This window comes from Parafrankia sp. FMc2 (assembly GCF_041008525.1).
In the GTDB taxonomy this organism is placed as follows: domain Bacteria; phylum Actinomycetota; class Actinomycetes; order Frankiales; family Frankiaceae; genus Parafrankia.
The window spans coordinates 148,378-173,884 of record NZ_JBFLUG010000001.1; the positions used below are offsets into that span (position 1 = coordinate 148,378).

The window sequence follows — 25,507 nt, forward strand, 5'->3', positions numbered from 1 at the left end:
GCTGCCGCGCCGGTGCCGGGCCGAGGTCAGACCAGGCCGAGGCCAGACCAGGCCGAGGTCAGTGAATGCCGCACTCGGACTTGCTCGTGCCGGCCCAGCGACCCTCCCGGCCGGCGCCGCGGCGGGTGCACGGCCAGCAGCCGACCGAGTCGTAACCGTCCGAGAGCAACGGGTTGACGATCACGTTGTGCTCCTGGACGTAACGCTCGACGTCCTCGTCCGTCCAGGTGGCCAGCGGGTGCACCTTCACCTTGCCGCGGCGCTGGTCCCAGCCGACCACGGGCAGGTTGCGCCGCCCGGCCGACTCGGCGCGCCGGGAACCGGCGGCCCAGGCCCGGTAGGGCGCCAGCGCCCGGTCCAACGGAACGATCTTGCGCATCCGGCAGCACAGGTCCGGGTCGGTCTCGTACAGCCGCGGACCGTGCACGGCGTCCTGCCCGGCCACGGTCAGCTGTGGGCTCGCGCTGATGATGGGCAGCGAGTAGGTGTGCGCGACCGCGTCCCGCGTGCCGATGGTCTCGGCGAAGTGGTAACCGGTGTCGATGAAGACGACCGGGATGTCCGTGCGGATCCGCGACAGCATGTCGACGAGCACGGCCTCGGCCATGGACGCCGCGACAGCAAGCCCGGTACCGAACTCCTCGGCCGCCCAACGGAGGATCTCCTCAGCCGGTGCGCCCTCGAGCTCGTCACCGGCCCGCAGTGCCCGGGCCTTCAGCGCGGCATCCATCAGTCCCTCTCCTCCACGTCCGACGGCGCGACGGCGGTGCCGTTCGCCGAACCCGATCCCCCTGGCGTCGTCCCGGTGCGGACCTCCCCGGAGGGCTCCACCCCGCTCGCCGCCGATGCTGCGGCGCCCGGTCCTGCGGCGCCCGGTTCTGTCGCTGCGACGAGCGCCGTGAGACTGAGCCGGAAGGCCCGCTGGCACGACCGGCAGGCCCAGTGCCCGTGGCCCTCGCCCGACCCGCCCGGAGCGGGCTCGGGCACCAGGTCCTCGTCGCCGCAGTACGGGCAGTAGAAGGGGACGGCGCGGGCGCTCACGTCGCCCCGCCCGCATCCGCGTCGGCCGGCGGCGCGGCACCGACGAGCAGCGACTCGTCGGCGCGTTCCGCCCAGTCGGCGAAGGTGTCGCCGTCGGCCCGGTTCGCCTGGTACGTCTCCAGAAGCCCGACGACGTAGTCGACGAGGCCGTCGGCGGTGACCTTGAGCCCGCGCGACTTGCGCCCGAGCCGGGAACGCGTCCCCAGGTGCCCTCCGAGGTGGACCTGGAACCCCTCGACCATCGCGCCGCTGTCGTCCGGGACGAGCGAGCCCTTCAGGCCGATGTCCGCCACCTGGAAACGGGCGCAGGCGTTCGGGCACCCGTTGATGTTGATGCCGATCGGCTCCGTGAAGTCCGGCAGCCGGCTTTCCAGCTCGGTGATGAGATCGCGGGCGTTGCCCTTGGTCTCGACGATCGCGAGCTTGCAGAACTCGATCCCGGTGCAGGCCATCGTGCCGCGGCGGAACACGCTGGGCTTCACGACGAGGTCGAGCTTCGCCAGCTCCGCCTCCAGCGCGTCGAGCTCGCTGCCCGGGACGTCGAGGATCACGAGCTTCTGCATCGTGGTGGCCCGGATCCGGCCCTGGCCGTGACGGTCCGCGAGGTTCGCGACGGCGGTCAGTGTCGTCCCGGTCAGCCGGCCGGCACGCGGCGCGAACCCGACCGCGTAGCTGCCGTCCCGCTGCTGGTGCACTCCGATGTGGTCCCGCCCCTCGTTGCGCGGCGGGAGCGGAGCCGGGCCGTCTGGCAGGGCCGCCGAGAGGTACTCCTTCTCCAGCGTCGAGCGGACCCACTCGACGCCCATGTCCGCCACGAGGAACTTCAGCCGGGCACGGGTGCGCATCCGCCGGTAGCCGTAGTCGCGGAACAGCTGGATGACGCCGTGCCACACCTCGGCGACCCGCTCGGGCGTCACGAAGGCGCCGAGGCGCACACCGAGCTTCGGGTTCGTCGACAGGCCGCCCCCGACCCACAGGTCGTAGCCCGGGCCGAGATCGGGGTGCACCACACCGACGAAGGCGATGTCGTTGATCTCGTGCAGGGTGCACTGGTCCGCGCAGCCGGACATCGCACTCTTGAACTTGCGGGGCAGGTTCGCCAGCTCCGGGTCGCCGACGAACCGCTCGACGACCTCGTCGATCACACCGGTGGCGTCGAGGACCTCGTCGGCGTCCACCCCCGCCAGCGGGCAGCCGAGGATGACCCGTGGCGTGTCCCCACAGGCCTCGGCGGTGGTCATGCCCGCCGCCTCGAGCGCGCCCCAGATGGCGGGGACGTCCTCGATGCGGATCCAGTGCAGCTGGATGTTCTGCCGGTCGGTCACGTCAGCGACGTCCCGCCCGTACCGGGTGGAGATGTCGGCGATCACCCGCAGCTGGTCGGATGTCATCCGGCCGCCGTCGAGGCGGATCCGCTGCATGAAGTAGCTGTCGTCGAGCTCCTCGGGCTCCAGGACGGCCGTGCGGCCACCGCTGATCCCCGGCCGGCGCTGCGTGTAGAGGCCCCACCAGCGGAACCGGCCGCGCAGGTCCTGCGGGTCGATGCTGTCGAAACCCGTGTGCGGGTACAGGTTCAGGATGCGGTCGCGCACGGCGAGACCGTTCTGATCCTTCTTCATCCGCTCGTTGGCGTTGAGCGGTTCGGAGTAGCCCAGCGCCCATTGGCCCTGTCCCTTGGGACGGGCGGGAGTCTGCGGGCGCGCGGCACGCGGGTTTCGAGCAGGAGAAGTCATCAGATCTCTCGGTGAGCAGGGTCCACCTCGGCGTCGTACGGCCGGGGTGGGCGGAGTCAGCGGGAGCGGCGACAGCCGGCGCTGGAGACGCGCAACAGGTCGACGTGCAGACGCGCGACCAGGCAGGGGTCGACGGGGCTCACGTCAGTTGGCCGTGCGACGGGCGTACCCGGCGAGGCCACCGGGGCCCCGGAACGTGACGGCCCGGCCAGTGGGAACACCTCAGCGCGCCGACGGCGGGCGACGATCAGACGCCCGCCCGACGGCTCCAGCAGGTGGGCCCGGGCAGTCACGCTGGCCATGTTCCCACAGATCTGCCGCCGACGTCGTGGATGCGTCGTCACACCCCATCCTGGTCACGGCACGACCACAACACGCGACAAACCATGGAACGGGCAAGGCCGGGCCGAACCAGACCGAACCAGCCGAACCAGACCGGACCAGGTCGCGCCGGGCGGGTTCAGAGCGGGCGCGGACGCCGGCACATCTGGCGCAGCCGGTCGAGCAGCACACCGGTGGACAGGTCCTTCTCCATCAGCTCGTCGGCGCCGAGCGCCAGGACCTGCTCCCGCAGGCTCCCGCCCGAGAACCCGGTGAAGATCACGACATGGGCCTCGGGGGCGGCTCTGCGCACCCGGGGCAGCGCGCCGATCCCGTCGAGGACGGGCATCGCCACGTCCAGCAGGACGAGGTCGGGCCCCGTCCGGCTCACGACCTCGACGGCCTCCGCGCCGTTGGTGGCACGGCCCACCACGGTGAAGTCGGGCTCGGTGTCGAAGAGCAGGCAGAGCAGCTCACGCAGCCCGTCGGCATCGTCCGCGACGACCACCCGATACGGACCGGGCCGGCCTCGGCCGCGGGCGAGGCCGGCGCGCTCGGCGACACCGACACCCGCCACCCCGATCCCGGGAGCGCCGATGCCGGGAGCGCCGACGCCGGGCGCACCGGAGACACCCGCACCCGTGACGCCGGCGACGCCCGCACCGGAGATGCCGGTGTCGGCGTCAACGACGCCGACATCCTCATCCGTCGACGGCCAGCGGTCCATCACCCGTCATTTGTACGCGCCGCACGGGAGCCCCGCCCATCGTCATTCGGGATGGTTTCGCGGTATGACCCAAACGCGCTGGACACCCCCCGTTCGCCCCTGCTCGAAGGGCCACCGGGGCCCTCCCCGCCGGATAGTCGCCGGTGCGGTGAATTATGGCGACCCGACGACACTCACCGCATTTCCCGCGCCATTTCCGACCCACAAAACAAATCGCTGGACACACAACCATCACCCACGGGGGGATCGCACTCCGCCCACCGGGCCGGTGCTTGGCCGCACAGACAACCCGCTCTGCCGCAGAGAGCGGCGACCGGCCAGGCAGAGCGAGGCCACCCGCCACAGAACAACTTCTTAAACACGAAGAGTAATCGACTTCAGCACCACACCGCTACCACATGCTCACGCGGCGCCGACAACTCTCCGTGTCCGGGACCTTTGACCCCAGGCGCACCTTGTGCCAGGAGGAGTATGGTCATCACTCAAGGTGATGCCTGACGCCCACAACGCGGGCAGACTGCACCCTTGGAAACCCAGCACGCACACGGTGGCAGGCACCGCAGCGGCGAGAGCGGACGTGTGACCAGCCCGGGCGCACTCCCCACCCTTGCCACAACGGCGCAACCACGCCCCCACGACAGTGAACAGGCAGCCGATGGTGCACGCGACCGAAGCCCTAACGCCCGCCCGTCCTCCCACGGAGCGGGGTCGATCGGTCACCCTCGGGAGCCTCCGGGTAGCGGAAGGATCGGCGCGCATGCGGCAACGGAGCCGGGGCCGGCAGGGTCTGAGCACTGCTGAGGACATGCTTCCAGCAGAGATCCGGCGGCGCCGCTGTGAGAGTGGGCTCAGCCGTGCGGAGCTCGCCGTACGTACCGGCTACAGCCGTCAGTACATCAGCCAGCTGGAGCAGCCGAGCCGCGGTATTCCCGCGCGACCGGTCCTGGCCGCCGTCGACGCGGCTCTCGAGGCCGGCGGGGCGCTCGTCGACCTGCGGGAGACAGCCATCGCGGAACGCGCCGAGCGGCGCGGCCGGCAGCCCGACGCGGAGGCCGAGTCCCGGCGGCGGATCGGTGAGCTGCTCGACCACCGCCGGTCCGACCGGGAGCTGGACTACCTCGACCGACTCGCCGGCGACCTCATCGCCGCCGCGGACACGCTGGAGCCCGCCGACGTCACGGCCCGGGTCCTCGACCAGCAGACCTTCGTCGACCAGCTCCTGCGCACGCCGATGCTGCCGCACCAGCAGTTCCGACTCTTCATGATCGCCGGCCATCTCGCCGGCCTGCTCGCCATCTCCCTGCTCGACATGGACGAACTGGCGAAGGCGAGCACCTGCTGCCTCGAAGCGGCCGTGTTCACCGAGCTGACCGGCCACGAGGGCCTGCGGGCCTGGACGCTCGCCGTCAACAGCCTCATCGACGCCGCCGCCCGCCAGGCTGACGCCAGGCGCCCCGTGGGCACGGCGGCCAGTAGCCCGGCGCGGTCCGGGAAGCGCCTGGCACCGGTGCGTCCCATCCCGAACCCGGAGATCCCGACCGGAGAGCGCCCGGGCCGCCCCGTGCCGGGCGCCGGTGATGACGCCTTCGAGCTCGCTCTCGACACGGCACTCCATCACGCTGGGTATACGGAGGACCATGCTCGCAGCCCTGAAACCACACCTACGAGCGGCGGGATCGATCCCCGTCCGGGCCTGCAGCACCGGTCGATGGACGGCTTCTCGTCACTGTCCGCATCCAGCTCGAGCGGTGGCCATGCCGAAGCTGCGCCCGGCCTGGACGAGATTCTGATCGCCCCGGGCGGCAGAGCCACCCCGCCCCGGCTGGTGGCTCTCGTCAAACGACGGATTGCGCGTTTCGCAACGGCCTCCGCGCAGCGGGCGACACCTCCGGTAGGCATCTCCCAGGCATTCCGCCCGCCGGTCTGAGGTGCCTGCCCCGCAGCGGGCGGCGCCACCTCGCGGCCGGTTACACAGCGGCGAAGACGATCTCGCTGAGCGGCGGCGCGTCCCCACGGGCCGCCGCCCGCCGGGCGAACTCGAGTATCCCCGCCTGTTGTCGCGGGCCCAGCCGGAAGTCCAACGTCCTGAAGTAGCGCGCGAGCGTCGCGGGATCGAACACCTCGAACCTCGCCGCCCGCCGGGCGACCTCGTCCACCTCGCGCAGTGCCGCGTCGAGGCTGGACCGGAACGCCCCGTGCACCTCCTTGACCACACCGGGGTGTGCAGCCGCGAAGGAACGCCGCGCGGCCCAGACGGCGAACACCATCGGCAGACCCGTCCAGTCACGCCACTCGGATCCCAGATCGGCGATCCGCAGCGGATGGCCGTCACCGGCCCGCTCGGCGTCGTAGGTCGCCCGCAGCGCCACATCGCCGATGGTCACCGCCGCGTCGGCCTCCCGCAGCATCAGCGGAATCTCGGGCGGCATCGTGACGTAGTCCGGCCGCAGGCCCCAACGCTGCTCGAACAGCATCCGGGCCAGCAACACGCTTGTCCGGGACGTCGACCCGAGCGCGACAGTGCGGATCTGCTCGAACGGTACGGCGCTCGTGACGACGACGGACAGCACCGGGCCGTCCGACCCGACCGCGAGGTCCGGCAGGACCGCCAGCTCGTCGGCATGGCGCAGGTACTCGACCAGGCTGATCGGGCCGATGTCGAGATCGCCCGCGATCAGCGCCTCGTTGAGCCGGTCCGGGGAGTCCTTGGTCAGATCCAGGTCGAGCAGCGCCCCGGAGTGGACCAGGCCCCAGTACAGCGGCAGGCAGTTCAGGAACTGGATGTGCCCGACCCTGGGGCGCCCCTGCCGGGTGGGCTGATCCGGCACGCCCGGAACGGCGACAGCGGAGGTGCCGGCAACGCCGGGCCACTCGGGACCGCCAGGACCGCCGGGCCCTCGAGGACTGCCGGATCGGGCGGCGGGAACGCCGGCTGCACCGGGCCCGGCTGGCGTCAACGGGGCCAGCGCGGATGCCGGCCCCGCTGACGGGCGTTCCTGCCCGGCCTCGCCGCCCGCCGCCGTCACCGGTGCTCGCCGGCGCGGCGCACGGCGATGGTGTTCAGCACCGCGCGGCGCTGCCGCAACGCCAGCGGATAGCTGAGCAGCCCGCTGATGACGAGCGCGAGCGCGAAACCGAACAGCCCGTCGAGGCCGAGCAGCAGCAGCACCGCGAGAACCCCGCCGAAGAGGACAGCCCGGATCGCGAAGTACCGCAGGTTCAGCCCCATCAGGCCCGGGTCACCGGTCTCGCCCGCGGCGCTCCCCCGCAGCCGGCCGCGGCGCGCGGGCCGGAAGCTCCCACCGGTCGGCGGGACATCGCCAGCGGACATCATGCACTCCGGTTTCTGGCGGGACGGCGCCCGCGGCGGCGCACCCACCCGAGACGTTGCAGCAGCGACGGATAGATACCCAGCCCGACCAAAATGACCAGCAGACCCAGCAGCCCCGCCGGGCCGATCGCGAGGCCGGCCCACCGCAGCAGACTGTAGGCGACGAGCCCCGGGACAAGGATCACCAGAAACGCGAGCACGAAGATCGAGCCCATCCCGGGCGCGCCCGGTGGACGGACCGGCCGGCCAGCACCCGCCGGCGAAGCACCCGCAGGGGCGGCGCCAGCACCTTCCGGGGTGGCTCCTCCCCCCGGTGCCCCCAAGGGCGCCGCGCCCGAGGCACCCGATGCGGTTGGCGCACCCGGAGCAGCACCGCCGCCCGGCGCGCCCGAGGCAGCGAGCTGCCCGGCGCTGAGGGCGGGGCTGCCCGCGGCTCCCGTCCCGGGGCCGGGCCGCGGGACACCGCCGGCGCCCCCGGGCGTCACCGCAGGAGTGGTCTCGTCAGTTGCCATGACAGCGCGCCGGCCTAGGCGTCGATCGCGACGGGGGTGTCCCGCCGGGTGGTGTCCGGGCCGTCGTAGGTCCGGATCGTCCGGTAGCGGGTGTCCCGCTCGACGGGGTGGAACCCAGCGTCCCGGATCACCGTCAGGAGATCATCTCGGGTCATCGTGCCGGGAGTGCCGAACCCGTCCGCATCGTGCGTGATCTTGTACTCGACGACCGAGCCGTCGAGGTCGTCCACGCCGAAGTTCAGCGAGAGCTGGGCGGTGGTCAGGCCGTGCATCACCCAGAAGCACTTGATGTGATCGACATTGTCGAACAGCAGGCGCGAGACCGCGAACGTCTTCAGCGCCTCGGCGCCGGTCGCCATCGGCTGGTTCATCAGGCGGTTACGCGGATCCCCGACCGAGTCGTGCTGGAACCGCAGTGGGATGAACACCGAGAAACCGCCCGTCTCGTCCTGCAGCTCGCGCAGGCGCAGCACATGGTCGACGCGGTGCCGGGGCTCCTCGACGTGCCCGTAGAGCATGGTGCACGGTGTCCGCAGGCCCTTGCTGTGCGCCAACCGGTGGATCCGCGACCAGTCCTCCCAGTGGGTTTCGTGGCCGACGATGCGCTGGCGGACCTCCCAGTCGAAGATCTCCGCGCCTCCGCCGGTCAGCGACTCCAGCCCGGCGTCGATCAGCTCGTCCAGGATCTCGTCGGCGGGGAGCCCGCTGATCTTCTCGAACCAGTGGATCTCGGTGGCGGTGAACGCCTTGAGCGCCACACCCGGCAGGGCCTTGCCCAGCTCCCGCAGCGACCGCGGGTAGTAGCGCCACGGCAGGGTCGGGTGCAGGCCGTTGACGATGTGCAGCTCGGTGATACCCGCCGGCTCCATCTCCTTCGCCAGCCGGACGGCCTCCTCGATGCGCATCGTGTAGGCGTCCTGCTCGCCGGGCTTGCGCTGGAACGAACAGTAGGCGCACGACGCCGAGCAGACGTTCGTGAGGTTCAGGTGCCGGTTCACGTTGAAGAAGGTCTGGTCGCCGTTCTTGCGGGTGCGCACCTCGTGGGCGAGCCCGCCGAGCCAGACGAGATCATCGCTGGCGTAGAGCGCCTCGCCGTCGGCCCGGCTCAGCCGGACCCCGTCGTGGACCTTGGCTTCGATCTCGCGCTTGAGGCCGGCATCCATGCGTCCAGATTAGACCCGCGGACGGCCGAGCCAGACCGGTCACATCCGTCACACCGCACCCGGACTCCACTCAGGGGCCGGGTGCCTTCGGCGGGGTATCCGCCGCCCGGGAGCGCGCCGCGGCCCGGCGCTGCATACGGCCGATCGGCCAGGTGGCCAGGCCCGCGGCCGCGAAGCCGATGAGCAGGGCGAGCAGCAGCGGAACGTTGACCACCACAAGGACCACCGTGAGGATCACCAGGACGGCGATCCGCGCGAGGAAGTACGGCATCTGCACCCGCAGATCAGGGGCGGTCTCCGGCGGCCGGGCCCGACCCGGCTGCCCTGGCTGCCCTGCCTGCCCTGCCTGGCCCGGCTGGCCCGGCTGCCCGGTCCGGCCAGGCGCTGCCGCTGAGGCGTCCTGGCCCGCCGAGGGCGTGCCCGACGAGTTCCGGTTCCGCTTCCCCGCCATGCCGTTCGCCCGCCCCTCACCGCGGCGGGCGCCGGCCCGCCACCGGACCGCGCCGCCCGCCTTTCGGGCAGGTTCGCCTGCCCGTCCACCCGGGTCTGTTGTACGCGCCGGGCCCGCCGGCCGCCTCGTCACGGCTCCCGCTCGGCATCCCGACCGCCGCCCGGCTCACCCACCGCGCCAGCTGCGCGGGCCTGGCGGGCGTCGCCGAGGGTTCCCGTCCACCGCCGGAAGAGAGCGTTGGCGACGCCCGCTGCGTCCAGGACCCGACCGGCGACGAAGTCGGCGAGATCCTCGACGTCACGCGCGCCGGCGTAGAACCCGGGGCTGGCCGCGGCGACCACGGCGCCGGCGGCGTCCAGGTCGAGCATGTGGCGCAGGGTCGCGCGGGTGTAGGGCATCTCGCGGGGGACCACGACGAGGCGCCGCCCCTCCTTGAGGGTGACATCCGCGGCGCGCTGGAGCAGGTCCTTGGACAGCCCGAGGGTGATGCCCGCGACCGACGCGGTGCTGGCCGGCACGACGATCATGCCCCGGGTCGGGTAGGAGCCGCTGCTGGGGCGGGCGCCCAGGTCCGCGGGGGGGTACACGGTGACGAGGCGGCCGATCCGGTCGGCCAGGTCATCCGCGTCGGCGCGGCGACGCCCGTCGGCCCGGGTCGTCAGCCAGGACGTCAGCGGGTCCCGCCACGCCCCGTCGCGCCAGCCGACACCGGTCTCGTCCAGCAGGGTGAGGCGGGCGGCACGGGAGACCACCAGATCGACCGGCAGGTCCACGGCGAGCAGCCCGCGCAGCACCGACGCGGCGTACGGAGTGCCGCTGGCACCGCTGACCCCGACGACCCAGGGCACCCGCGGCTCGGACGGCTCCTGCCGGGGCCGGGGCTCGGCCTGGGGCGCGGGATCGTCGGGCACGGCGCAGACCTCAGGCCCTCAGGCGCTCAGGCACCGAGACCGCGGTTGATCAGGTCGATCAGGGCGAACGCGAACAGCGCGATGCCGACGAACCCGTTCGCGGTGAGGAACGCGCGGTTCACCCGGGAGAGGTCGGTCGGCGAGACGATGGCGTGCTCGTAGCAGAAGGCGGCGGCGGTGAGGGCGAGGCCGGCCCACCACCAGGCGCCGAAGCCCTCGAGCAGACCGAAGAGGACGAACAACGCGAAGGTCACGACGTGGGTGACGATCGAGGCCGCGAGCGCCGCCCGGACCCCGAAGCGGGCGGGGACGGAGCGCACCCCGATCCGGCGGTCGACCTCGGCGTCCTGGCAGGAGTAGATCAGGTCGAAGCCGCCGATCCATGTGCCCACCGCCAGGCCGAGCACGACCGCCGCCCAGGACCACTCCCCGGTGATCGCGATCCAGGCCCCGACCGGTGCGACCGCCTGCGCGAACGCGAGCACCGCGTGTGGGAAGTCGGTGAACCGCTTGGCGTAGGAGTAGACGATCAGGGGCGCGACCGCGACCGGGGCCAGCGCCAGACACAGCCAGCCCAGCACCGCTGCCGAGCCGAGGAACACGGCGAGCGCCACGACCGAGCCGACGACCGCGGTGCGGACCGACACCACTCCGGTGACGAGCTCCCGGCCGGCCGTCCGCGGGTTCCGGGCGTCGATCGCCCGGTCGATGATGCGGTTGGTCGCCATCGCGAACGTGCGGGCCGCCACCATCGCCACCGTGATCAGCGCGAGGTCGCGCCAGTGCGTCGTGCGCGAGACGTCGAAGCAGGCGGCGAGTGCCGCGACGTAGGCGAAGGGCAGCGCGAACACCGAGTGCTCGATGACAACGAGTCGCAGGAAGGCGCGCACCCGGCCGTGCGCGGGCTCGCCGGATGCCCGGCCGGGCATCCCGGGGGCGACGGCGGCGCCGCTCAAAGGCCGTACTCCTTCCAGCGCCGGGTCACCCTGTCCCGGATGTCGGGGTCCATCACGATCTCCTCGGGCCAGCCGCCGTCGCGGCGGTACCCCTCGGTCGGCAGCTTGCGGGTCGCGTCGACCCCGACCTTGCCGCCGTAGAACTGCTCGTAGGAGGCGTGGTCGAGGTGGTCCACCGGGCCGATCGTGGTGACCAGGTCGTGTGCGTAGTCCACATTGCCGAACGCCCGCCAGGCGACCTCGTGGTAGTCGTGGACGTCACAGTCGGCGTCCACCACGATGATCAGTTTTGACAGGGACAGCAGGCCCGCGCCCCAGACCGCGTTCATGACCTTCTGGGCGTGCTTGGGGAAGCGCTTCTCGATCGAGACGATCGCGCAGTTGTGGAAGACGCCGGCCTCGGGCAGGTCGTAGTCGACGATCTCCGGGATCATCATCCGGATCAGCGGCAGGAAGATGCGCTCGGTCGCCTTGCCCATCGGCCCGTCCTCCTGCGGGGGACGCCCGACGACGATGCCCTGGAAGACCGGGTCGCGCTGCATGGTCATCACGTCGATGTGCAGGGCGGGGAACGGCTCGACCGGGGTGTAGAAGCCGGTGTGGTCGCCGAACGGGCCCTCCGGGATCCGCTCCCCCGGCTCCAGCCAGCCCTCCAGCACGACCTGGGCGTTCGCCGGGACCTGCAGCGGCACGGTCAGGCAGTCGACCATCTCGACCCGCTCCCGGCGCAGGAAACCGGCGAACAGGTACTCGTCGATCTCGGCGGGCAGCGGCGCCGACGACGCGTAGGTCACGGCGGGATCACAGCCGAAGGCGATGGCGACCGGCAGCCGCTCACCACGACGCTCAGCGACCGCGTGGTGGGCGTTGGAATCCTTGTGGATCTGCCAGTGCATGCCCACGGTGCGCGCGTCGTGCTGCTGCAGCCGGTACATCCCCAGGTTGCGGGCACCGGTCTCCGGGTGCTTCGTGTGGGTGAGCCCCAGGTTGAGGAACTTCCCGCCGTCCTGGGGCCAGGCGTGCACACCGGGGAGCAGGTTCAGGTCGACGTCCGAACCCTTCAGGATGACGTCCTGGCAGGGCGCGGTACGGACGCGCCGCGGCGGCAGCGAGGTGAGCTGCGCCGCCTTGCCGAGCGCGGAGCGGACGCCCCCGAAACCGACGGGCAGCTCGGGGCGCAGCATCTCGCCGATCCGGGTGCCGATGTCGTCGAGGCGCTCGACGCCGAGCGCGGCCGCCATCCGCGCCTCGGTGCCGAAGACGTTGATGGCCAGCGGCATGTCGGCCCCTTCGGGCCGTTCGAACAGCAGCGCCGGCCCGCCGGCGCGGACCACCCGGGTGACGATTTCCGTCACCTCCAGGCGGGGGTCGACAGGGACCCGCACCCGGTGCAGGTCACCAGCGCGGTCGAGGTGCGTCAGAAACGCGCGGAGATCGGCCCAGGCCATGACGTCCATCCTTGCAGCGTCCGGTGGCGGCCGCCGGACGTACCCTGGTTCGAGGCACGTGAACCACCCGCCGCCTCATCTTCGCGACCAGTGAACATCCCCTTCGCGGACCGCCGGGACACGCCGTCCGTGGGAGAGGCAGACTAGGGGCACATCAGACGTCCGACCCAGGCTGCGCGGATCTGGCCCGAAACACGGGCAGATCGGGAACAACGGGGGCGGGCGGTGCTGGCACCGGCGGTCGCGCGGCAGGCTGGTGGGTCTTCGACCAAGGGCACGCCAACCCGGGGTGCTCATGGCGGCCGCGCCGCGGTACGCCGCTCATGGCGAGCAGAGAGGAGCGGTCGGCCTTGCTGGGTCTCGCGCTGACATTCCTGATCATCGGTGTCTGGGTGTTCTCGGTCATCGATGTGATCGGCACACCTGCGGACGCGGTGAAAGTCGCGCCGAAGCCGATCTGGCTCATCATCCTGATCGTCTTCTTCTTCCTCGGGTCCATCTGCTGGTTCGTCTTCGGGCGCCCACGGACGGTCTACGGCACCGCTGGCTACGAGCGTCACCACGCGTCGGACCACCCCGCCTTCGGCGGCCGCGGTCAGTGGGGCACCGAGCGGCGCACCGCCGGTTACAGCCGCTCGAGTGCGCCCCGGGCGGGTATGCGCCGCCAGGCCGTGCGCCCCGTCGGGCCGGACGACGACCCCGAGTTCCTGCGCCAGCTGACCGACCGCATCCGCGGCGGGGAGTCCGAGCCCCCCGCCGCGCGCGACTGACCTTCCGCCGCACCGTCCACGCGGGCGGCACGCCGGAGCCGGCTCAGATCCCCGCGTACGAGTGCAGGCCGTTGATCACCAGGTTCACCAGGTAGTAGTCGATGAACAGGGCGCTGAACGCCAGCAACGAGACCGCTGCCGCGCGCCGCCCCCGCCAGCCGGCCGTCGCCCGCGCGTGCAGGTAGGCCGCGTAGATGACCCAGGTGATGAACGACCAGGTCTCCTTCGGGTCCCACCCCCAGTAGCGGCCCCAGGCCGCCTCGGCCCAGATGGCGCCGGCGATGATGGCGAAGGTCCAGATCGGGAACGCGAACGCGATGATCCGGTAGGTGATCGTGTCGAGCGTCGCGGAGGAGGGCAGCCGCATCACGATGCCGCCGCGGCTGCGCATCGCCCGGGAAGCCTCTGCCCGGCCCGACGCCACCTCGGCCAGCCTGCTCTCCCACCGGTCCTTGAGCAGGAACAGCACCGTCGTGACGGCGGAGACCAGGAAGACACCGCTCGAGATGATCGCACCGGCCACATGGATCTTGAGCCAGTACGAGTCGAGCGCCGGGACCAGCGGCCCCGCGGCGACGTAGAGCACCGTCCCGGCGAACCCCATCGAGAGCACGACGGGGACCATCACGAAGACCCCGAGCCACCGAAGTGGCTGCCGCGTGATCAGGACGAGGAACGTCGTGACCGCGATGAGGCAGATCATGGACGAGAACTCGTACATGTTGCCCCAGGGAACGCGGTCGGCCGCGATCGCCCGCGTCACGACCGAGCCCACATGGGTCGCCCAGCCGACGATGGTCAGCACGACCGCGAGGCGGCCGATCCAGACCGAGGCGCGAGGCGTCACGCCGTCTGCGCCGGCGGAACCGGCCCCCTTCCGCGGGGAGCCGTCGCCGGCCGGGCTGGTGCGGCCGTCGGTCCGCCCCGGCACGCCGCCGGACGGGCCGGTGGTTCCGACCTCCCCGCCGCCAGCGGGAGCCGCGCCGACCAGCACGGCCTGCTTCGCGGCGGTCTCGTCCGCGGCGTCCACGGCCTCGGCCTCGTCGACTGCCGAGGCGCTGCCCGCGACCCGGCCGAGCCGGCTGAACGCGAACTCGGCGCCGAAGCCGAGCATGCCCACGGCATAGACGCCGATCGAGGTCCTGAACAGCAGATCGGACAGTTCTGCCATGCCTTCGTTGACCGGCATCAAGGCTCCCGTTCGCTGGTGGCGCTGGTGGTGCTGGAGGTGCTGCTGGACGTGGTCGTCGGGGTGGCGGCGCCCGGGGTCGCGGTGCTCCCCGTCGGGGTGCTCGCGGTACTCGGCGCGCCGGTGCTCGGGTTTTCGGCGCCCGGGGTGACGTCCTCCGGTGCCGTGTCGTCCCTGATCCGGCGGGTGAGGGCGGTCAGTTCGGCGGCGAAGCCCTGGGCGTCGGAGCGGGAGAGCCCGCCGATCTCGACGGTGCTCCCGCCGCCGTCGAGCGGCGTCGCCCGGACCCACACCCGCCGGCGGCGCACCCGCAGGCTCGCGATCAGTCCCGCGATGATCACCACGGAGGCGACGAGCACCAGACCCTTGAAGGGATCGGACTTCGTCTGGAAGGTCGCGAACTCGCGGACCCCGTCGACCTCGAGCGACAGGCCGCCCGGCAGGCCGGTCAGCGTCCGCTGCTGTGGGTTGTTCGGCGCGACGACCTGGGCGATCCGGTCCGCGCCGGCCGGCCCGGTCATCGTGAACTGGGTCATGTCACGGGTGTCGACGGTGTAGACGTTCTGCGGTATGCCCTCGTTGAGGTGCAGGTTGCCGACGAACCCGGTGAGGGTGAGCCCCGGCGCGCGAGCCGCCGGGAAGACCGAGACGTAGCCGTGCCCCGGGTCGAGCACCGTCGTCGGGGTGAACACCCCGCTGAACGCGAGCTGCTGCGGCACCCGGAGTTCGCCGAGCGGCGGCAGGCCGGTGTCCGGGATCTTCACGGTGCAGGTCGAGGTGAACATGCCGTCGCGGGGGGTGCAGGGCACGTACGACTCCCAGACGATCTCCCCGGCCGGGTCACGCAGGACGAAGTGCGGGGCGTAGCCGTGCCCGATCAGATAGATCTTGGCGTTGCCGATCGCCAGCGGATGGTTGACCCGCACCGTGTCGGTCCTGGTCGGCGCGTCGCGATCCTCGGCGTACCGGACGTCGGCCCGGAAGTCCGCCGGCTGGCCGTTGTCCTGGTAGGTCGCCTCGAACCGGTCCAGCATCACCGAGAACGGCGGCAGGTCCACCGGGTCGACGAGCTCACCGCCGTTGTACTGGTCATAGGAGATCAGGGTGTTCGCGAAACCGTTGCCGGTGATCACCAGCACCGTGCCCTGGTAGCCGAACCAGGAGCCGAACCCCATGCCGGCGAGCAGCGCGACCAGCGCCAGGTGGAACACCAGGTTGCCGGTCTCGCGCAGATAGCCCTTCTCGGCGGCGGCGGAGTGGTCGGGGGTGCCGTCCGGCCGGCGGGCGTCGGCGGGCGCGACCGCGACCCGGAACCGCCGTCCGCGCAGCACGCCGCGGGCCCGGAGCACCGCCTCGTCGGCCTCGAACGGGCTGGTCCAGGTGCTGCCGCCGGGCAGTCGGCCCGGCCGCGACGGCGCCTTCGGCGGGGCGGTGAACAGGGCGCGCGCGTGCCAGCGCACCCGCGACCACAGGCAGCCGATCAGCGAGATGAACAGCAGCAGGTAGATCGCGGCGAACCAGGGGGCGCCGAAGACGTCGAAGAAGGAGAACCGATCCAGCCAGGAGGCGAGCGAACCGTGGTCGGCGAGGTACTCCTCGACCTTCATGGGATTGACGTTGCGCTGGGGGAGGAGGGACCCCGGCACAGCCGCCACGGCCAGCATGAAGAGCAGCACGAGGGCCGTCCGCATGCTGGTGAGCTGGCGCCATGACCGGGCGATCAGCGCCAGCGCACCGGCGCGGCCCCCGACACGGGCGGGCCGGGTCGTGTCGGAGGACAGGGCCCGGGGGCTGCCGCCGCGACTGGCGGCCGAGATCCCGTCAGCCGCGGAACTCCCGTCAGCCGCAGCTCCACCCGCCTCTGCGCCGCTGTCTCCCGCGCCGCCAGCGCCCGGGCCGGCAGTCTCCGCCGAGCCGGCGCCTGACGGGCTCGTCCGCGCCGCGGCGGTGGTGCCGCCGGTGCTGGCGGTGCTGGCGCCGGTGGTCGTGGACGTCAGGCCCTGCGTGCTCTCCCGCTCCGTGCGCTCGGTCGGGGCGGTCCGGTCCGCCGCGCGCCGCGGAGCCGGCGGGTCGAACGCCTCCGGATCCTCCAGGACCGTCGGATCGTCCGGCATCAGCCCGTCGACATGGCCGGACGGGGCGGTGTGGCGTGTGGTCACAGCGGGGTCTCCGAGAATCCGGGCGCGTACGGGCGGAGCTCGGCGATGAGATCCGTCCAGGCACCGGTGAGCTGCAGGACACCGACGATCACCAGCAGGGCGCCGCCCGTGAGCGCCAGGAGCCTCGCGTGGCGGCGCACCGCGAGCAGCGCGCCCGCGACGCGGCGGAACGCCAGCCCGACGACGAGGAACGGCAGTCCCAGGCCCAGGCAGTACACGGCGGACAGGAACGCGCCGCGGCCGACGGTGGCGCTCTGGGTCGCGAGCCCGAGCACGGCGGTCAGGGTCGGGCCGATACAGGGCGTCCAGCCGATGCCGAAGAGCACCCCGAGCGCGGGGGCACCGAGCAGGCCCGGGGACGGCAGCCGGTGGAACCGCCATTCGCGGTTGGCCCAGGACGTCCGGGAGAACACACCGGCGAAGCTGAGCCCCATCACGATGGTCACCGCGCCCAGCACCTGGCTCAGCCCCACCTGGTGAACCCGCAGCCACTGGCCCAGCCCGCCGAACGCCGCCCCGTAGGAGACGAACACGACGGTGAACCCGAGGATGAACAGGCCGGTGCCGGCGGTCACCCGCCCCGCCCGGCGGATGTCACCCAGCCGCTCGCCCCACCAGGCCCGCCCGGCACGCTCACCGGCCCCGGCCCCGGCACCGGCACCGGCACCGGGCTCGCCGCCGGACGGCTGTGGACCGGCTGCGGGGACGGCAGCCGTGGCGTCCGCGGTTGGCGCCGGCGCGCCGGGAACGCCCGCCGCGTCCGGAACGGCCAGGGACGTGACCGGCGCGCCGACCGCGGCCGGAACCGGCACCGGCGCCTGCCCGGGCGCGGCGGCGACCGGCTCGGGCTGCTCGGCACGCCGCTGGAGGTCCTCGCCGGACAGGCCGGTGATGAAGGACAGGTAGCCGGGCACCAGGGGCAGGACGCAGGGAGACAGAAAGGACAACAGCCCGGCCGCGGCGGCCACGGGCGCGGCGAGCAGCAGCGGGCCGTCCGTGACGACGTCCACGACACCCATCCGGAACTCAGGCCTCCGTCCGGAGCCTGCCGAGAACGGCGGTGAGCTCCTCGGGCACGACGCCGCCGGTGAAACGGGCGGCGAGCCGCCCCTGGCCGTCCAGGACGACGGTCGACGGGAGCCCGATGGAGATCGGCCAGCCGGCGGCGAGCGTGCCGACGCGGTCGACGATGCTGGGGTAGGTGACCTTGAAGTCACGGTCGAACGCCCGGGCGCTGGACGGCTCGTCCTTCACGTTCACGCCGACGAAGGCGACGTCCTTGTTCTCATCCGCGAGGGTGACCAGGCCGGGGGTCTCGGCGCGGCACGGGGCGCACCAGGAGGCCCAGAAGTTCAGCACGACCGGGCGGCCCCGCAGGGAGGCCAGGTCCAGCTGCTCACCGTCCAGGGTCTCCCCCGCCATGCTGGGCGGCTCCCGGCGCTTCCCTGGCTCCACGAAATCCTGCCCGGGCGCCTGTTGGACGAAGCCGTAGCCCCCACCGCCGGTGGCGTCGACACTGTTCGCGTTGGCGGAGCAGGCCACGAGCCCGCCCCCGGCCAGCAGCATGGCGGCGGCGGCTCCGGCCACCGCGCCGCGAGTCCGCCCTCTGTCCCGCATCGCGCCCAGGATGAGCCCGCTCCCTTCGATGCTGCCGTGCCCCTGCCGCAGTGGCCGTCTACGACCAACTGTAGAACTACGTCCTCCAGAGTAGGTGCCCCGAGAGTCGTCTGCGCCGGGGCTGGGCCGTTCGGCCCTGGGACGTCCGGCCCTGAGGCTTCGCCGTACTCCCGCGGCGCGGCGGGCACCGCCCCCGGGACGGCCCGTCGCGGGAGGGAGCACAACCTCGGCCGTGGGGTGCAGCTGCCGCGCAGTCGCAGCAGGTCCGGCGGCGGCGCAGGTCAGTCCACCGCCATCTCCGCCGCCCCCTGGGCACAGTCGATGACGAAGGACGCTGTGACCTCCGTCGCGGTACACCCGGCCGGCAGCACCGCCTCCAGTCGCCGCCGGAGCTCGGCCGCGTCGGCATGGTGGCCGGTGGGGCCCATCAGGGCCAGTTCGACCAGCTCGTCCACCCCCAGCCGGAGGGTACGGGTCAGGGTCTCCGACGACAGCCGGGTGAACCGGCCGGCCAGGTCCTCGGCGAGCCGCGCCCGCTTGCCCGGGTGAATGCCGACCAGACCGAGCGGCCCCCGCAGCTCCGCCAGGTGGTCGTCGCCCGGGGTCACCAGCAGCAGCGCCCCGCCCGGCCGGAGCAGGCGGCGCATCTCCGGCAGGTTGCGCGGGGCGAACACGTCGAGCAGGACGTCCACCGACCTGTCGGGCAGCGGCCAGGGCCGGGCGACGTCGAAGGCCACCGCGCCGATCCGGGCATGCGCCCGGGCCGCCCGGCGCAGCGCCGGCTTCGACACGTCGACCGCGAGGCCGAGTGCCCGCGGGCGGGCGTCGACGACGGCGGACAGGTGGTGGGCCGTGCCGGCCCCGATCTCCAGCACCAGCTCGGGGTCCACCTCGCCAGCCCCGGCCGGCCCGGCACCCCCCGGACTGGCCATGGCGAGGCTGGCCAGCCGGGCGAGGCGGGCGGTGAGCGGCGCGTAGTGGCCGCGCCCGAGGAAGTCGACCCGGGCCTGGACCATCTCCGCGGTGTCACCGGTCACCCGGCGGGCCTGCCCCGTCCGCAGGTTCAGGTAGCCGGAGCGCTCGACGTCGAACGCGTGCCCACCACCGCAGCGCAGGCCGGATGGCTCGGCGGGCCCGTCCAGCGGCGCCGCGCACACCGGGCACCGCAGCAGCCGCAGCGCCGGGTGGATCACAGCCACGGCCTGCTCGGGCGTGCGCCGGGTCAGGCGCCGACGGAGCCGGCCGCGTTCGCGGTCGGCCCGTTGGGCTCGGCGTAGTCCACCCGGACCAGCCGGTCGCCCCGGTAGACCGCGGAGGTGACGCTGGCGAGGGAGCACTGCCGCCGGTCCGGGCGGTGCCACAGGTGCTGCCCCTCCAGCGCCCGCCGGGCGGTCCAGACCGGAAGCTGGTGGCTGACCAGGACGACATGCCGCCCGGGGAAGGTGTCCCGCCACTCCGCGACGCTGGTGAGCATCCGGTTCGCGATCTCGACGTACGGCTCGCCCCAGGACGGGGTCAGCGGGTTGCGCAGCAGCTTCCACATCCGCGGGTAGCGCAGGACCGCCGGCCCGGCCTCGAACGGCCGGCCCTCGAAGGCGTTGCGGCTCTCGATCAGCCGCGGGTCGACCTGGAGCTCCACGCCGTGGGCCTCGGTGATCGGGGTGGCCGTCTGCCGGGCGCGGTCCAGCGGGCTGGAGACGACCGCGGCGACGTCCAGCCCGGCGAGGTACTCGGCGGTGACCTTCGCCTGCCGCTCGCCGGTCTCGGAGAGCCGGTAGCCGGGCAGCCGGCCGTACAGCACCTTCTCGGGGTTGAAGACCTCCCCGTGCCGGACGAGATGCACCGTGGTCAGGTCCGCCCCGGTCACGCCGCGCCCCCGCCGACCAGCTCGGAGCCGGCCTCGACCGCCGCGGCCGCCCGGGCCGCCGCCGGCGCCACGGCGGCGATCCGCTCGACCGCCTCGTCGTCGTGCGCCGCCGAGACGAACCAGGCCTCGAACGCCGACGGCGGCAGGTAGACGCCGCCGTCGAGCATGGTGTGGAAGAAGGCCGCGTACCGCTCGCTGGTCTGCTGCTTCGCGCCGGCGTAGTCGACGACCGCCGCGGCCTCGGTGAAGAACACGCTGAACAGCGACCCGGCGCTGTTCAGCAGGTGCGGCACGCCCTGCTCGGTGAGCGCGGTGGAGACGATGCCGGCGACGTCCGCCGCCCGCGCGTCGACGGTCGCGTAGACCTCGTCGGTGCAGGCGCGCAGGGTGGCCAGCCCGGCGGCGACCGCGAGCGGGTTCCCGGAGAGGGTGCCCGCCTGGTAGACGGGGCCGGCGGGGGCCAGCCGGGCCATCACGTCGGCCCGGCCGCCGAACGCCGCGGCGGGCAGGCCGCCGCCCATCACCTTGCCGAAGGTGAACAGGTCCGGCGCCCAGCCCTGCTCCGCGCCTTCCAGGCCCCACCAGCCCGTCGAGGAGACGCGGAAGCCGGTCATCACCTCGTCGAACACCAGCAGCGCGCCGTAGGAGTCGCACAGGCGCCGCAGGCCGGCGTTGAAGCCGGGCAGCGGCGGGACGACACCCATGTTCGCCGCGACGGCCTCGGTGATGACCGCCGCGATGCTGTCGCCGCGCTCGGCGAAGGTCGCCTTCACCAGATCAAGATCGTTGTAGGGCAGGACGATGGTGTCGGCGGTGGCCGCACCGGTCACGCCGGGGGTGTCGGGCAGCCCGAGGGTCGCCACGCCGGAACCGGCCGAGGCGAGCAGCGCGTCCACGTGCCCGTGGTAGCAGCCGGCGAACTTCACCACCGTGGAGCGGCCGGTGAACCCACGGGCCAGCCGGATGGCGCTCATCGTGGCCTCGGTACCGGAGTTGACCAGGCGCACCTGCTCCACCGGGCGGATCCGGTCGACGATGAGCTCGGCCAGCTCCACCTCGCCGGGAGTCGGGGTGCCGAAGCTCGTCCCCCGGGCAGCGGCCGCTGTGATCGCCGCGACGACGTCCGGATGGGCGTGCCCGAGGATCATCGGGCCCCAGGAGCAGACGAGATCGACGTAGGAACGGCCGTCGGCGTCGACGAGCCGCGGCCCCTCGCCACCGACCATGAAACGGGGAGTGCCGCCGACGGCGCGGAACGCGCGCACCGGAGAGTTCACTCCGCCCGGAACAACCCGCTGGGCGCGCTGGAAAAGATCCTCGGACGCCGGTGCGGCAGACGGAACCACCATGCCCCGATCCTTGCAGGTCTCGCCCGGGGCCGGCGCCCGGCGCGGCCACCCGGATCCGGTACCGCCGCTCGGGGCCGCCCGGCCGGCCCACGGGGCCCGTGACGCACCTGACACGACGAAGGCCGCCGGCGGACGGGGGTCTGCCCCGGCCGCCCACCGGCGGCGGCTCACGGCTACCAGGCGCTCGCTGCCCGCGGATGGCCAACGCCGGCCCGCGGGGGCCCCGTCACGCTCCCGCGTCTGGCTGCCACCCGGGGTCTTGCCTGGCCGCCATGTCGATGATATGCCGCCGCCGCAGGACGGCCGCCCACCGGCACAGTCCCGCCCGTGGTCCCTTACTCGACGGATGTGCTGGCAGAGCGCATCTCCCTCTGGGAGACCGCTCGAAAGACCATGATCAATAGGCGCAGTTGTCCTGTACACGCCTCCCCCTCCGGTCCGCCCGGTCCCGCTGCGGCCGCCTCGCGGCCAGAAGCGCGATCATCCGGGACGCCCGGCTCGCCCTCGGGGGCAGTCCGGAGGCCGGCGTTCGCTCCCGTGCCGCAGCGCTCCGGACTCCGCGGTTTCCGCGGTTCCGCGGGCCCGGAAGCTCACGGAACCGCGGGGACCGGCTCGGCCGCCGGACCCGGCGCAGGCCGGTCAGCCGGTCAGCCGGTCGTCAGAGGCGGCCGGCGAGGGTGTAACCGGCTTCCTTGACGGCCGCGTCGACGGCGGCGTCGTCGATCTCGCTGGCACTCGTCACGGTGACCCGCCCGGTCGCGGCGTCGACGTCGACCGCGCTCACGGCGGGCAGCCGCGAGATCTCCTCGTTGACGGCCGCGGCGCAGTGGCCGCAGGTCATCCCGGTGACGCTGAAGGTGGTCACGATGCTGGTGACGGACATGACGACGCCTCCCGTGATGTGATCATGGGCCCCGGGCGGAACTGCGCGCGGAGCCCGAAGATTCCGACGGTCAGCACCCTACGCCCGTACCCTCCCCCCGTAGGGTTCCGTCCCGGGGTCGACCCGGCCACATGGGCCACGCCAAGACCACGACGAGACACGGCGCTGACGGGGCCCCGGAGACGCGAGCGAGCCGCGGGAGCCGCGGCCGGCGCAGGTCAGCCGCGGGAGCGCAGGAGGTCGGCGACCTCGGCCGCCCAGTACGTGAGGATGATGTCCGCGCCGGCCCGCCGGGCGGCCGTCAGCGTCTCCAGGATGATCCTGTCCCGGTCGAGCCACCCGTTGGCCGCCGCCGCCTCGACCATCGCGTACTCGCCGGAGACCTGGTAGGCGGCGACCGGGACGTCCACGCTGTCGGCGACCGCGCGCAGGATGTCCAGGTAGGCCAGCGCCGGCTTCACCATCACCGCGTCGGCGCCCTCGGCGAGGTCGAGCGCCACCTCGCGCAGCGCCTCCCCCACCGAACGGGCCGGGTCCTGCTGGTAGCCGGCCCGGTCACCGAACTGCGGCGCGCACAGCGCCGCCTCCCGGAACGGCCCGTAGAAGGCCGAGGCGTACTTGGCGGAGTAGGCGAGGACAGGCAGCTCGGTGTGGCCGGCGCCGTCGAGCGCGGCCCGGATCGCCGCGACCTGCCCGTCCATCATGCCGCTGGGGGCGATCACCTCGACGCCGGCGGCGGCCTGGGCCAGCGCGATCTGCGCGTAGCGCCCGAGCGTGGCGTCGTTGTCAACGTCGCCCGCGGGGGTCAGCAGGCCGCAGTGACCGTGGTCGGTGTACTCGTCAAGGCAGAGATCGGCCATGATCACCACGTCGCCACCGACCTCGGATGCCAGGTCCGCGAGGGCGAGCTGGACGATGCCGGCCGGGTCGTCGGCAGCCGAGCCGCGGCTGTCCTTGTGCTCGGGAACGCCGAACAGGATGATCCCACCGACGCCGGCCGCCGCGGCCTCGGCCGCGGCCTTGCGCAGCGTCGACCGCGTGTGCTGGACGACTCCCGGCATCGACGAGATCGGAACCGGGTCGGTCACACCCTCCCGGACGAACATCGGCAGGACGAGGTCAGCCGGATGCAGCCGCACGTCGGCGACCAGCCGACGCAGCGGCGCACCGCGGCGCAGCCGCCGCGGGCGCGCCAACGGGAACCCCGGCTGGGCCGCCGGGCGGCCCGCCGGCAGGCCCGCCGTGGCGCGCCCGGGCGTCCCGGTCACCGCCGGGAGCCCCGTCGCGGCTTGGGCAGCCGGGCGGCCAGCGGGCCGACCTTGCCGAGTTCCTCGCGGTGCTCGGCGGCGAACTCGGCCAGCGCCGTCACCAGCGACGGGATCGACGCCTCGGTGGCCTGGACGTCCACCCGCAGCCCGAGTTCGACCGCGGTGGCCGCGGTCGCCGGGCCGATCACGGCGATGACGGTCGTCTCGTGCGGCTTGCCGGCGATGCCGACCAGGTTGCGCACGGTGGAGGAGGACGTGAAGACGACCGCGTCGACCCGCCCGCCCTTGAGGGCCTCGCGGATCGGTGCGGGCGGCGGGGCCGCCCGCACCGTGCGGTAGGCAGTGACGTCGTCGACCTGCCAGCCGCGGTCCTTCACCCCGGCGACGAGCGTGTCGGTGGCGATGTCGGCCCGCGGCAACAGGACGCGGTCGAGCAGGTCGAGCGAGTCGTCGAACTCGGGCCACTCCTCCAGCAGGCCCTCGCTGGACTGCTGGCCGGCGGGCACCAGGTCGGGCCGGATACCGAAGGCGCGCAGCGCGTCCGCGGTGGCCTCGCCGATCGCGGCGACCTTGACCCCGGCGAAGGCGCGGGCGTCCAGGCTGCGCTCCTCGACCTTCTCCTGCACGGCCTTCACCGCGTTCACCGAGGTGAACGCAACCCACTGGTACCGCCCGGAGACCAGGCCCGTGATGGCCCGTTCCATCGGGGCGGCCGTGCGGGGCGGCTCCACGGCGATCGTCGGCACCTCCAGCGGGCTCGCCCCGTGTGCACGCAGGGAGTCGGAGAGGATCGCGGCCTGCTCCTTCGTCCGCGGCACCAGCACGGTCCAGCCGAACAGGGCGCGGGTCTCCCACCAGGACAGCTTGGAGCGGGTCCCGACGACCTGGCCGACCGAGATGACGACCTCGTGCGGCGGGGTGGCGGTCGCGCCGAGCATGGGGGCGGCGTCGGCCTCGATCCGGTCCAGCGTCGAGGTGACGGTGCGCTGGTCGGTGGTGGTGCCGTCGACCGTGACCGCGATCGGGGTGTCACCGGGGCGGCCGTGCTCGACCAGCGCGGTGGCCACCTTGCCGATCTCGGTGGGGCCGGCGGTGATGATCAGAGTGCCGGGCGCCTGCGCCAGGGCGCCCCAGTCGACGTCCCCGTGCGTGGTGGGCAGGCCGAGCCCGCCGAAGCCGGTCGGGGTGCCCAGGCCCAGCGGCGCACCGAAGCCGCCACCGACACCCAGCGGGCCGGTGCCCAGGCCGGACATCGACCGGCTGCCGAGCCGCGGCGCGCCGAACGGCGGCGCGGTGAGCGGGCCGACCGGGTCGCCGGCACCGAACGGCGACCCGCTGTTGACCGAACCCGAGGACGAGAAGACACCCGACGTACTCGCGAAGGTGACCGGGGAGCCGGGGGCCACCCCGGCGTAGGTGGCCACGGCGGCCGACGTGGAGACACCGGGCACCACCCGGTAGGGGATCCGGGCCTTCGCCAGCGACTGGGCGTCCGCGGCTCCGATCCGGGTCAGCCACGGGTCCGACGCGTAGAGGCGGACGACCTTCTCCCCGGCCCGAGCCCGGCTGACGACCGCGGCGGTCGCGGCCTCGGCGTCGCGGACCGGCTTCGGGGCGTCGAGGTCACCGATCCGCAGCACCTCCGCCGACAGCGACTCGACCACGGCGGACGGGACGTCCGGGTCGGCGACGACGACGTCCGCGGCGGCGAGAGTCTCCACGGCGAGGACGGTCAGCAGCCCCGGATCATGGGGTCCGGCGCCCACCAGCGCAACCGGGGACACGGGCTTCTTGGTACGTCGGGTGGCCAT

25 protein-coding genes are annotated in these 25,507 nt (G+C 73.1%); 2 read left to right on the top strand and 23 right to left on the bottom strand.

All coding sequences use genetic code 11. The annotated features are described in order from the left end of the window. Positions 1–58: 58 nt before the first annotated feature. The 5 genes from AB1460_RS00695 to AB1460_RS00715 all read right to left on the bottom strand — a co-directional run bounded on the left by AB1460_RS00695 (position 59) and on the right by AB1460_RS00715 (position 3,822). The gene (locus AB1460_RS00695; RefSeq protein WP_018638526.1) at positions 59–730 is read right to left on the bottom strand and encodes a phosphoadenylyl-sulfate reductase; all 672 of its coding nucleotides are present in this window, start codon (positions 728–730) and stop codon (positions 59–61) included. Then, entirely contained in the window at positions 730–1,041 is a 312-nt protein-coding gene (locus tag AB1460_RS00700) for a hypothetical protein (RefSeq protein ID WP_368958551.1), read from the bottom strand. Before AB1460_RS00700 ends, AB1460_RS00695 begins: the two co-directional genes overlap by 1 nt. Further along, entirely contained in the window at positions 1,038–2,774 is a 1,737-nt protein-coding gene (locus AB1460_RS00705) for a nitrite/sulfite reductase (protein ID WP_368958552.1), read from the bottom strand. Before AB1460_RS00705 ends, AB1460_RS00700 begins: the two co-directional genes overlap by 4 nt. Before the next feature lie 56 nt (positions 2,775–2,830). Further along, complete coding sequence (locus AB1460_RS00710) at positions 2,831–3,118, bottom strand: hypothetical protein (protein WP_368958553.1); 288 nt, start codon at positions 3,116–3,118, stop codon at positions 2,831–2,833. Between the two features lie 116 nt (positions 3,119–3,234). Next, positions 3,235–3,822, bottom strand: coding sequence for a response regulator transcription factor (locus AB1460_RS00715; RefSeq protein WP_368958554.1), 588 nt, complete (start codon positions 3,820–3,822; stop codon positions 3,235–3,237). A gap of 757 nt (positions 3,823–4,579) precedes the next feature. Between AB1460_RS00715 and AB1460_RS00720 the strand changes: the two genes are divergently transcribed. Continuing rightward, the gene (locus AB1460_RS00720; protein WP_368958555.1) at positions 4,580–5,749 is read left to right on the top strand and encodes a helix-turn-helix domain-containing protein; all 1,170 of its coding nucleotides are present in this window, start codon (positions 4,580–4,582) and stop codon (positions 5,747–5,749) included. A gap of 40 nt (positions 5,750–5,789) precedes the next feature. On the opposite strand, the gene AB1460_RS00725 is transcribed toward AB1460_RS00720, so the two are convergent. From AB1460_RS00725 to AB1460_RS00760, 8 genes are all read right to left on the bottom strand, one after another. Then, on the bottom strand, positions 5,790–6,650 hold the full coding sequence (locus AB1460_RS00725; protein ID WP_368958556.1) for a menaquinone biosynthetic enzyme MqnA/MqnD family protein: 861 nt from the start codon (positions 6,648–6,650) through the stop codon (positions 5,790–5,792). 194 nt (positions 6,651–6,844) lie between these two features. After that, positions 6,845–7,153, bottom strand: a complete 309-nt coding sequence (locus AB1460_RS00730) for a hypothetical protein (protein ID WP_368958557.1) — start codon at positions 7,151–7,153, stop codon at positions 6,845–6,847. Further along, a complete protein-coding gene (locus tag AB1460_RS00735) occupies positions 7,153–7,368 on the bottom strand; it encodes a hypothetical protein (protein WP_368958558.1) in 216 nt (71 codons plus the stop codon). Before AB1460_RS00735 ends, AB1460_RS00730 begins: the two co-directional genes overlap by 1 nt. Positions 7,369–7,679: 311 nt before the next feature. Next, entirely contained in the window at positions 7,680–8,828 is a 1,149-nt protein-coding gene (gene mqnE, locus AB1460_RS00740) for an aminofutalosine synthase MqnE (RefSeq protein WP_368958559.1), read from the bottom strand. A gap of 70 nt (positions 8,829–8,898) precedes the next feature. Beyond that, on the bottom strand, positions 8,899–9,279 hold the full coding sequence (locus AB1460_RS00745) for a hypothetical protein (protein ID WP_368958560.1): 381 nt from the start codon (positions 9,277–9,279) through the stop codon (positions 8,899–8,901). 128 nt (positions 9,280–9,407) lie between these two features. Further along, a complete protein-coding gene (locus tag AB1460_RS00750) occupies positions 9,408–10,190 on the bottom strand; it encodes a UbiX family flavin prenyltransferase (RefSeq protein WP_368958561.1) in 783 nt (260 codons plus the stop codon). 26 nt (positions 10,191–10,216) lie between these two features. Then, positions 10,217–11,146 (bottom strand): menaquinone biosynthesis prenyltransferase MqnP, encoded by a 930-nt coding sequence (gene mqnP / locus AB1460_RS00755; RefSeq protein WP_420497148.1) that lies wholly within the window; start codon positions 11,144–11,146, stop codon positions 10,217–10,219. Beyond that, positions 11,143–12,594, bottom strand: coding sequence for a menaquinone biosynthesis decarboxylase (locus tag AB1460_RS00760; protein WP_368958562.1), 1,452 nt, complete (start codon positions 12,592–12,594; stop codon positions 11,143–11,145). The genes mqnP and AB1460_RS00760 overlap by 4 nt, the downstream gene beginning before the upstream one ends. 350 nt (positions 12,595–12,944) lie before the next feature. Here AB1460_RS00760 and AB1460_RS00765 point away from each other — a divergent pair, with 350 nt between their 5' ends. Then, positions 12,945–13,364, top strand: coding sequence for a PLD nuclease N-terminal domain-containing protein (locus AB1460_RS00765; protein ID WP_368958662.1), 420 nt, complete (start codon positions 12,945–12,947; stop codon positions 13,362–13,364). A 43-nt stretch (positions 13,365–13,407) separates the two neighbouring features. Here the strand turns inward: AB1460_RS00765 and ccsB are convergent, their stop codons facing one another. The 10 genes from ccsB to AB1460_RS00815 all read right to left on the bottom strand — a co-directional run bounded on the left by ccsB (position 13,408) and on the right by AB1460_RS00815 (position 25,507). Beyond that, the gene (ccsB, locus tag AB1460_RS00770) at positions 13,408–14,553 is read right to left on the bottom strand and encodes a c-type cytochrome biogenesis protein CcsB (RefSeq protein ID WP_368958563.1); all 1,146 of its coding nucleotides are present in this window, start codon (positions 14,551–14,553) and stop codon (positions 13,408–13,410) included. Continuing rightward, positions 14,553–16,712, bottom strand: coding sequence for a cytochrome c biogenesis protein ResB (resB, locus tag AB1460_RS00775; protein ID WP_368958565.1), 2,160 nt, complete (start codon positions 16,710–16,712; stop codon positions 14,553–14,555). Before resB ends, ccsB begins: the two co-directional genes overlap by 1 nt. Beyond that, entirely contained in the window at positions 16,709–17,731 is a 1,023-nt protein-coding gene (locus AB1460_RS00780) for a cytochrome c biogenesis CcdA family protein (RefSeq protein ID WP_368958566.1), read from the bottom strand. The genes resB and AB1460_RS00780 overlap by 4 nt, the downstream gene beginning before the upstream one ends. A 7-nt stretch (positions 17,732–17,738) precedes the next feature. Next, complete coding sequence (locus tag AB1460_RS00785; RefSeq protein WP_368958567.1) at positions 17,739–18,329, bottom strand: TlpA family protein disulfide reductase; 591 nt, start codon at positions 18,327–18,329, stop codon at positions 17,739–17,741. Between the two features lie 281 nt (positions 18,330–18,610). Next, positions 18,611–19,528, bottom strand: a complete 918-nt coding sequence (locus tag AB1460_RS00790; RefSeq protein ID WP_368958568.1) for a putative RNA methyltransferase — start codon at positions 19,526–19,528, stop codon at positions 18,611–18,613. A gap of 23 nt (positions 19,529–19,551) precedes the next feature. Then, on the bottom strand, positions 19,552–20,196 hold the full coding sequence (locus tag AB1460_RS00795; protein WP_368958569.1) for a histidine phosphatase family protein: 645 nt from the start codon (positions 20,194–20,196) through the stop codon (positions 19,552–19,554). Continuing rightward, a complete protein-coding gene (gene hemL, locus AB1460_RS00800; protein WP_368958570.1) occupies positions 20,193–21,545 on the bottom strand; it encodes a glutamate-1-semialdehyde 2,1-aminomutase in 1,353 nt (450 codons plus the stop codon). The genes AB1460_RS00795 and hemL overlap by 4 nt, the downstream gene beginning before the upstream one ends. A gap of 658 nt (positions 21,546–22,203) precedes the next feature. Beyond that, positions 22,204–22,428: a heavy-metal-associated domain-containing protein gene (locus tag AB1460_RS00805; protein ID WP_368958571.1), complete on the bottom strand. Its 225-nt coding sequence runs from the start codon at positions 22,426–22,428 to the stop codon at positions 22,204–22,206. A 218-nt stretch (positions 22,429–22,646) separates the two neighbouring features. Continuing rightward, on the bottom strand, positions 22,647–23,696 hold the full coding sequence (hemB, locus tag AB1460_RS00810) for a porphobilinogen synthase (RefSeq protein WP_420497149.1): 1,050 nt from the start codon (positions 23,694–23,696) through the stop codon (positions 22,647–22,649). Further along, positions 23,693–25,507, bottom strand: a complete 1,815-nt coding sequence (locus tag AB1460_RS00815; protein ID WP_368958572.1) for a uroporphyrinogen-III synthase — start codon at positions 25,505–25,507, stop codon at positions 23,693–23,695. Before AB1460_RS00815 ends, hemB begins: the two co-directional genes overlap by 4 nt.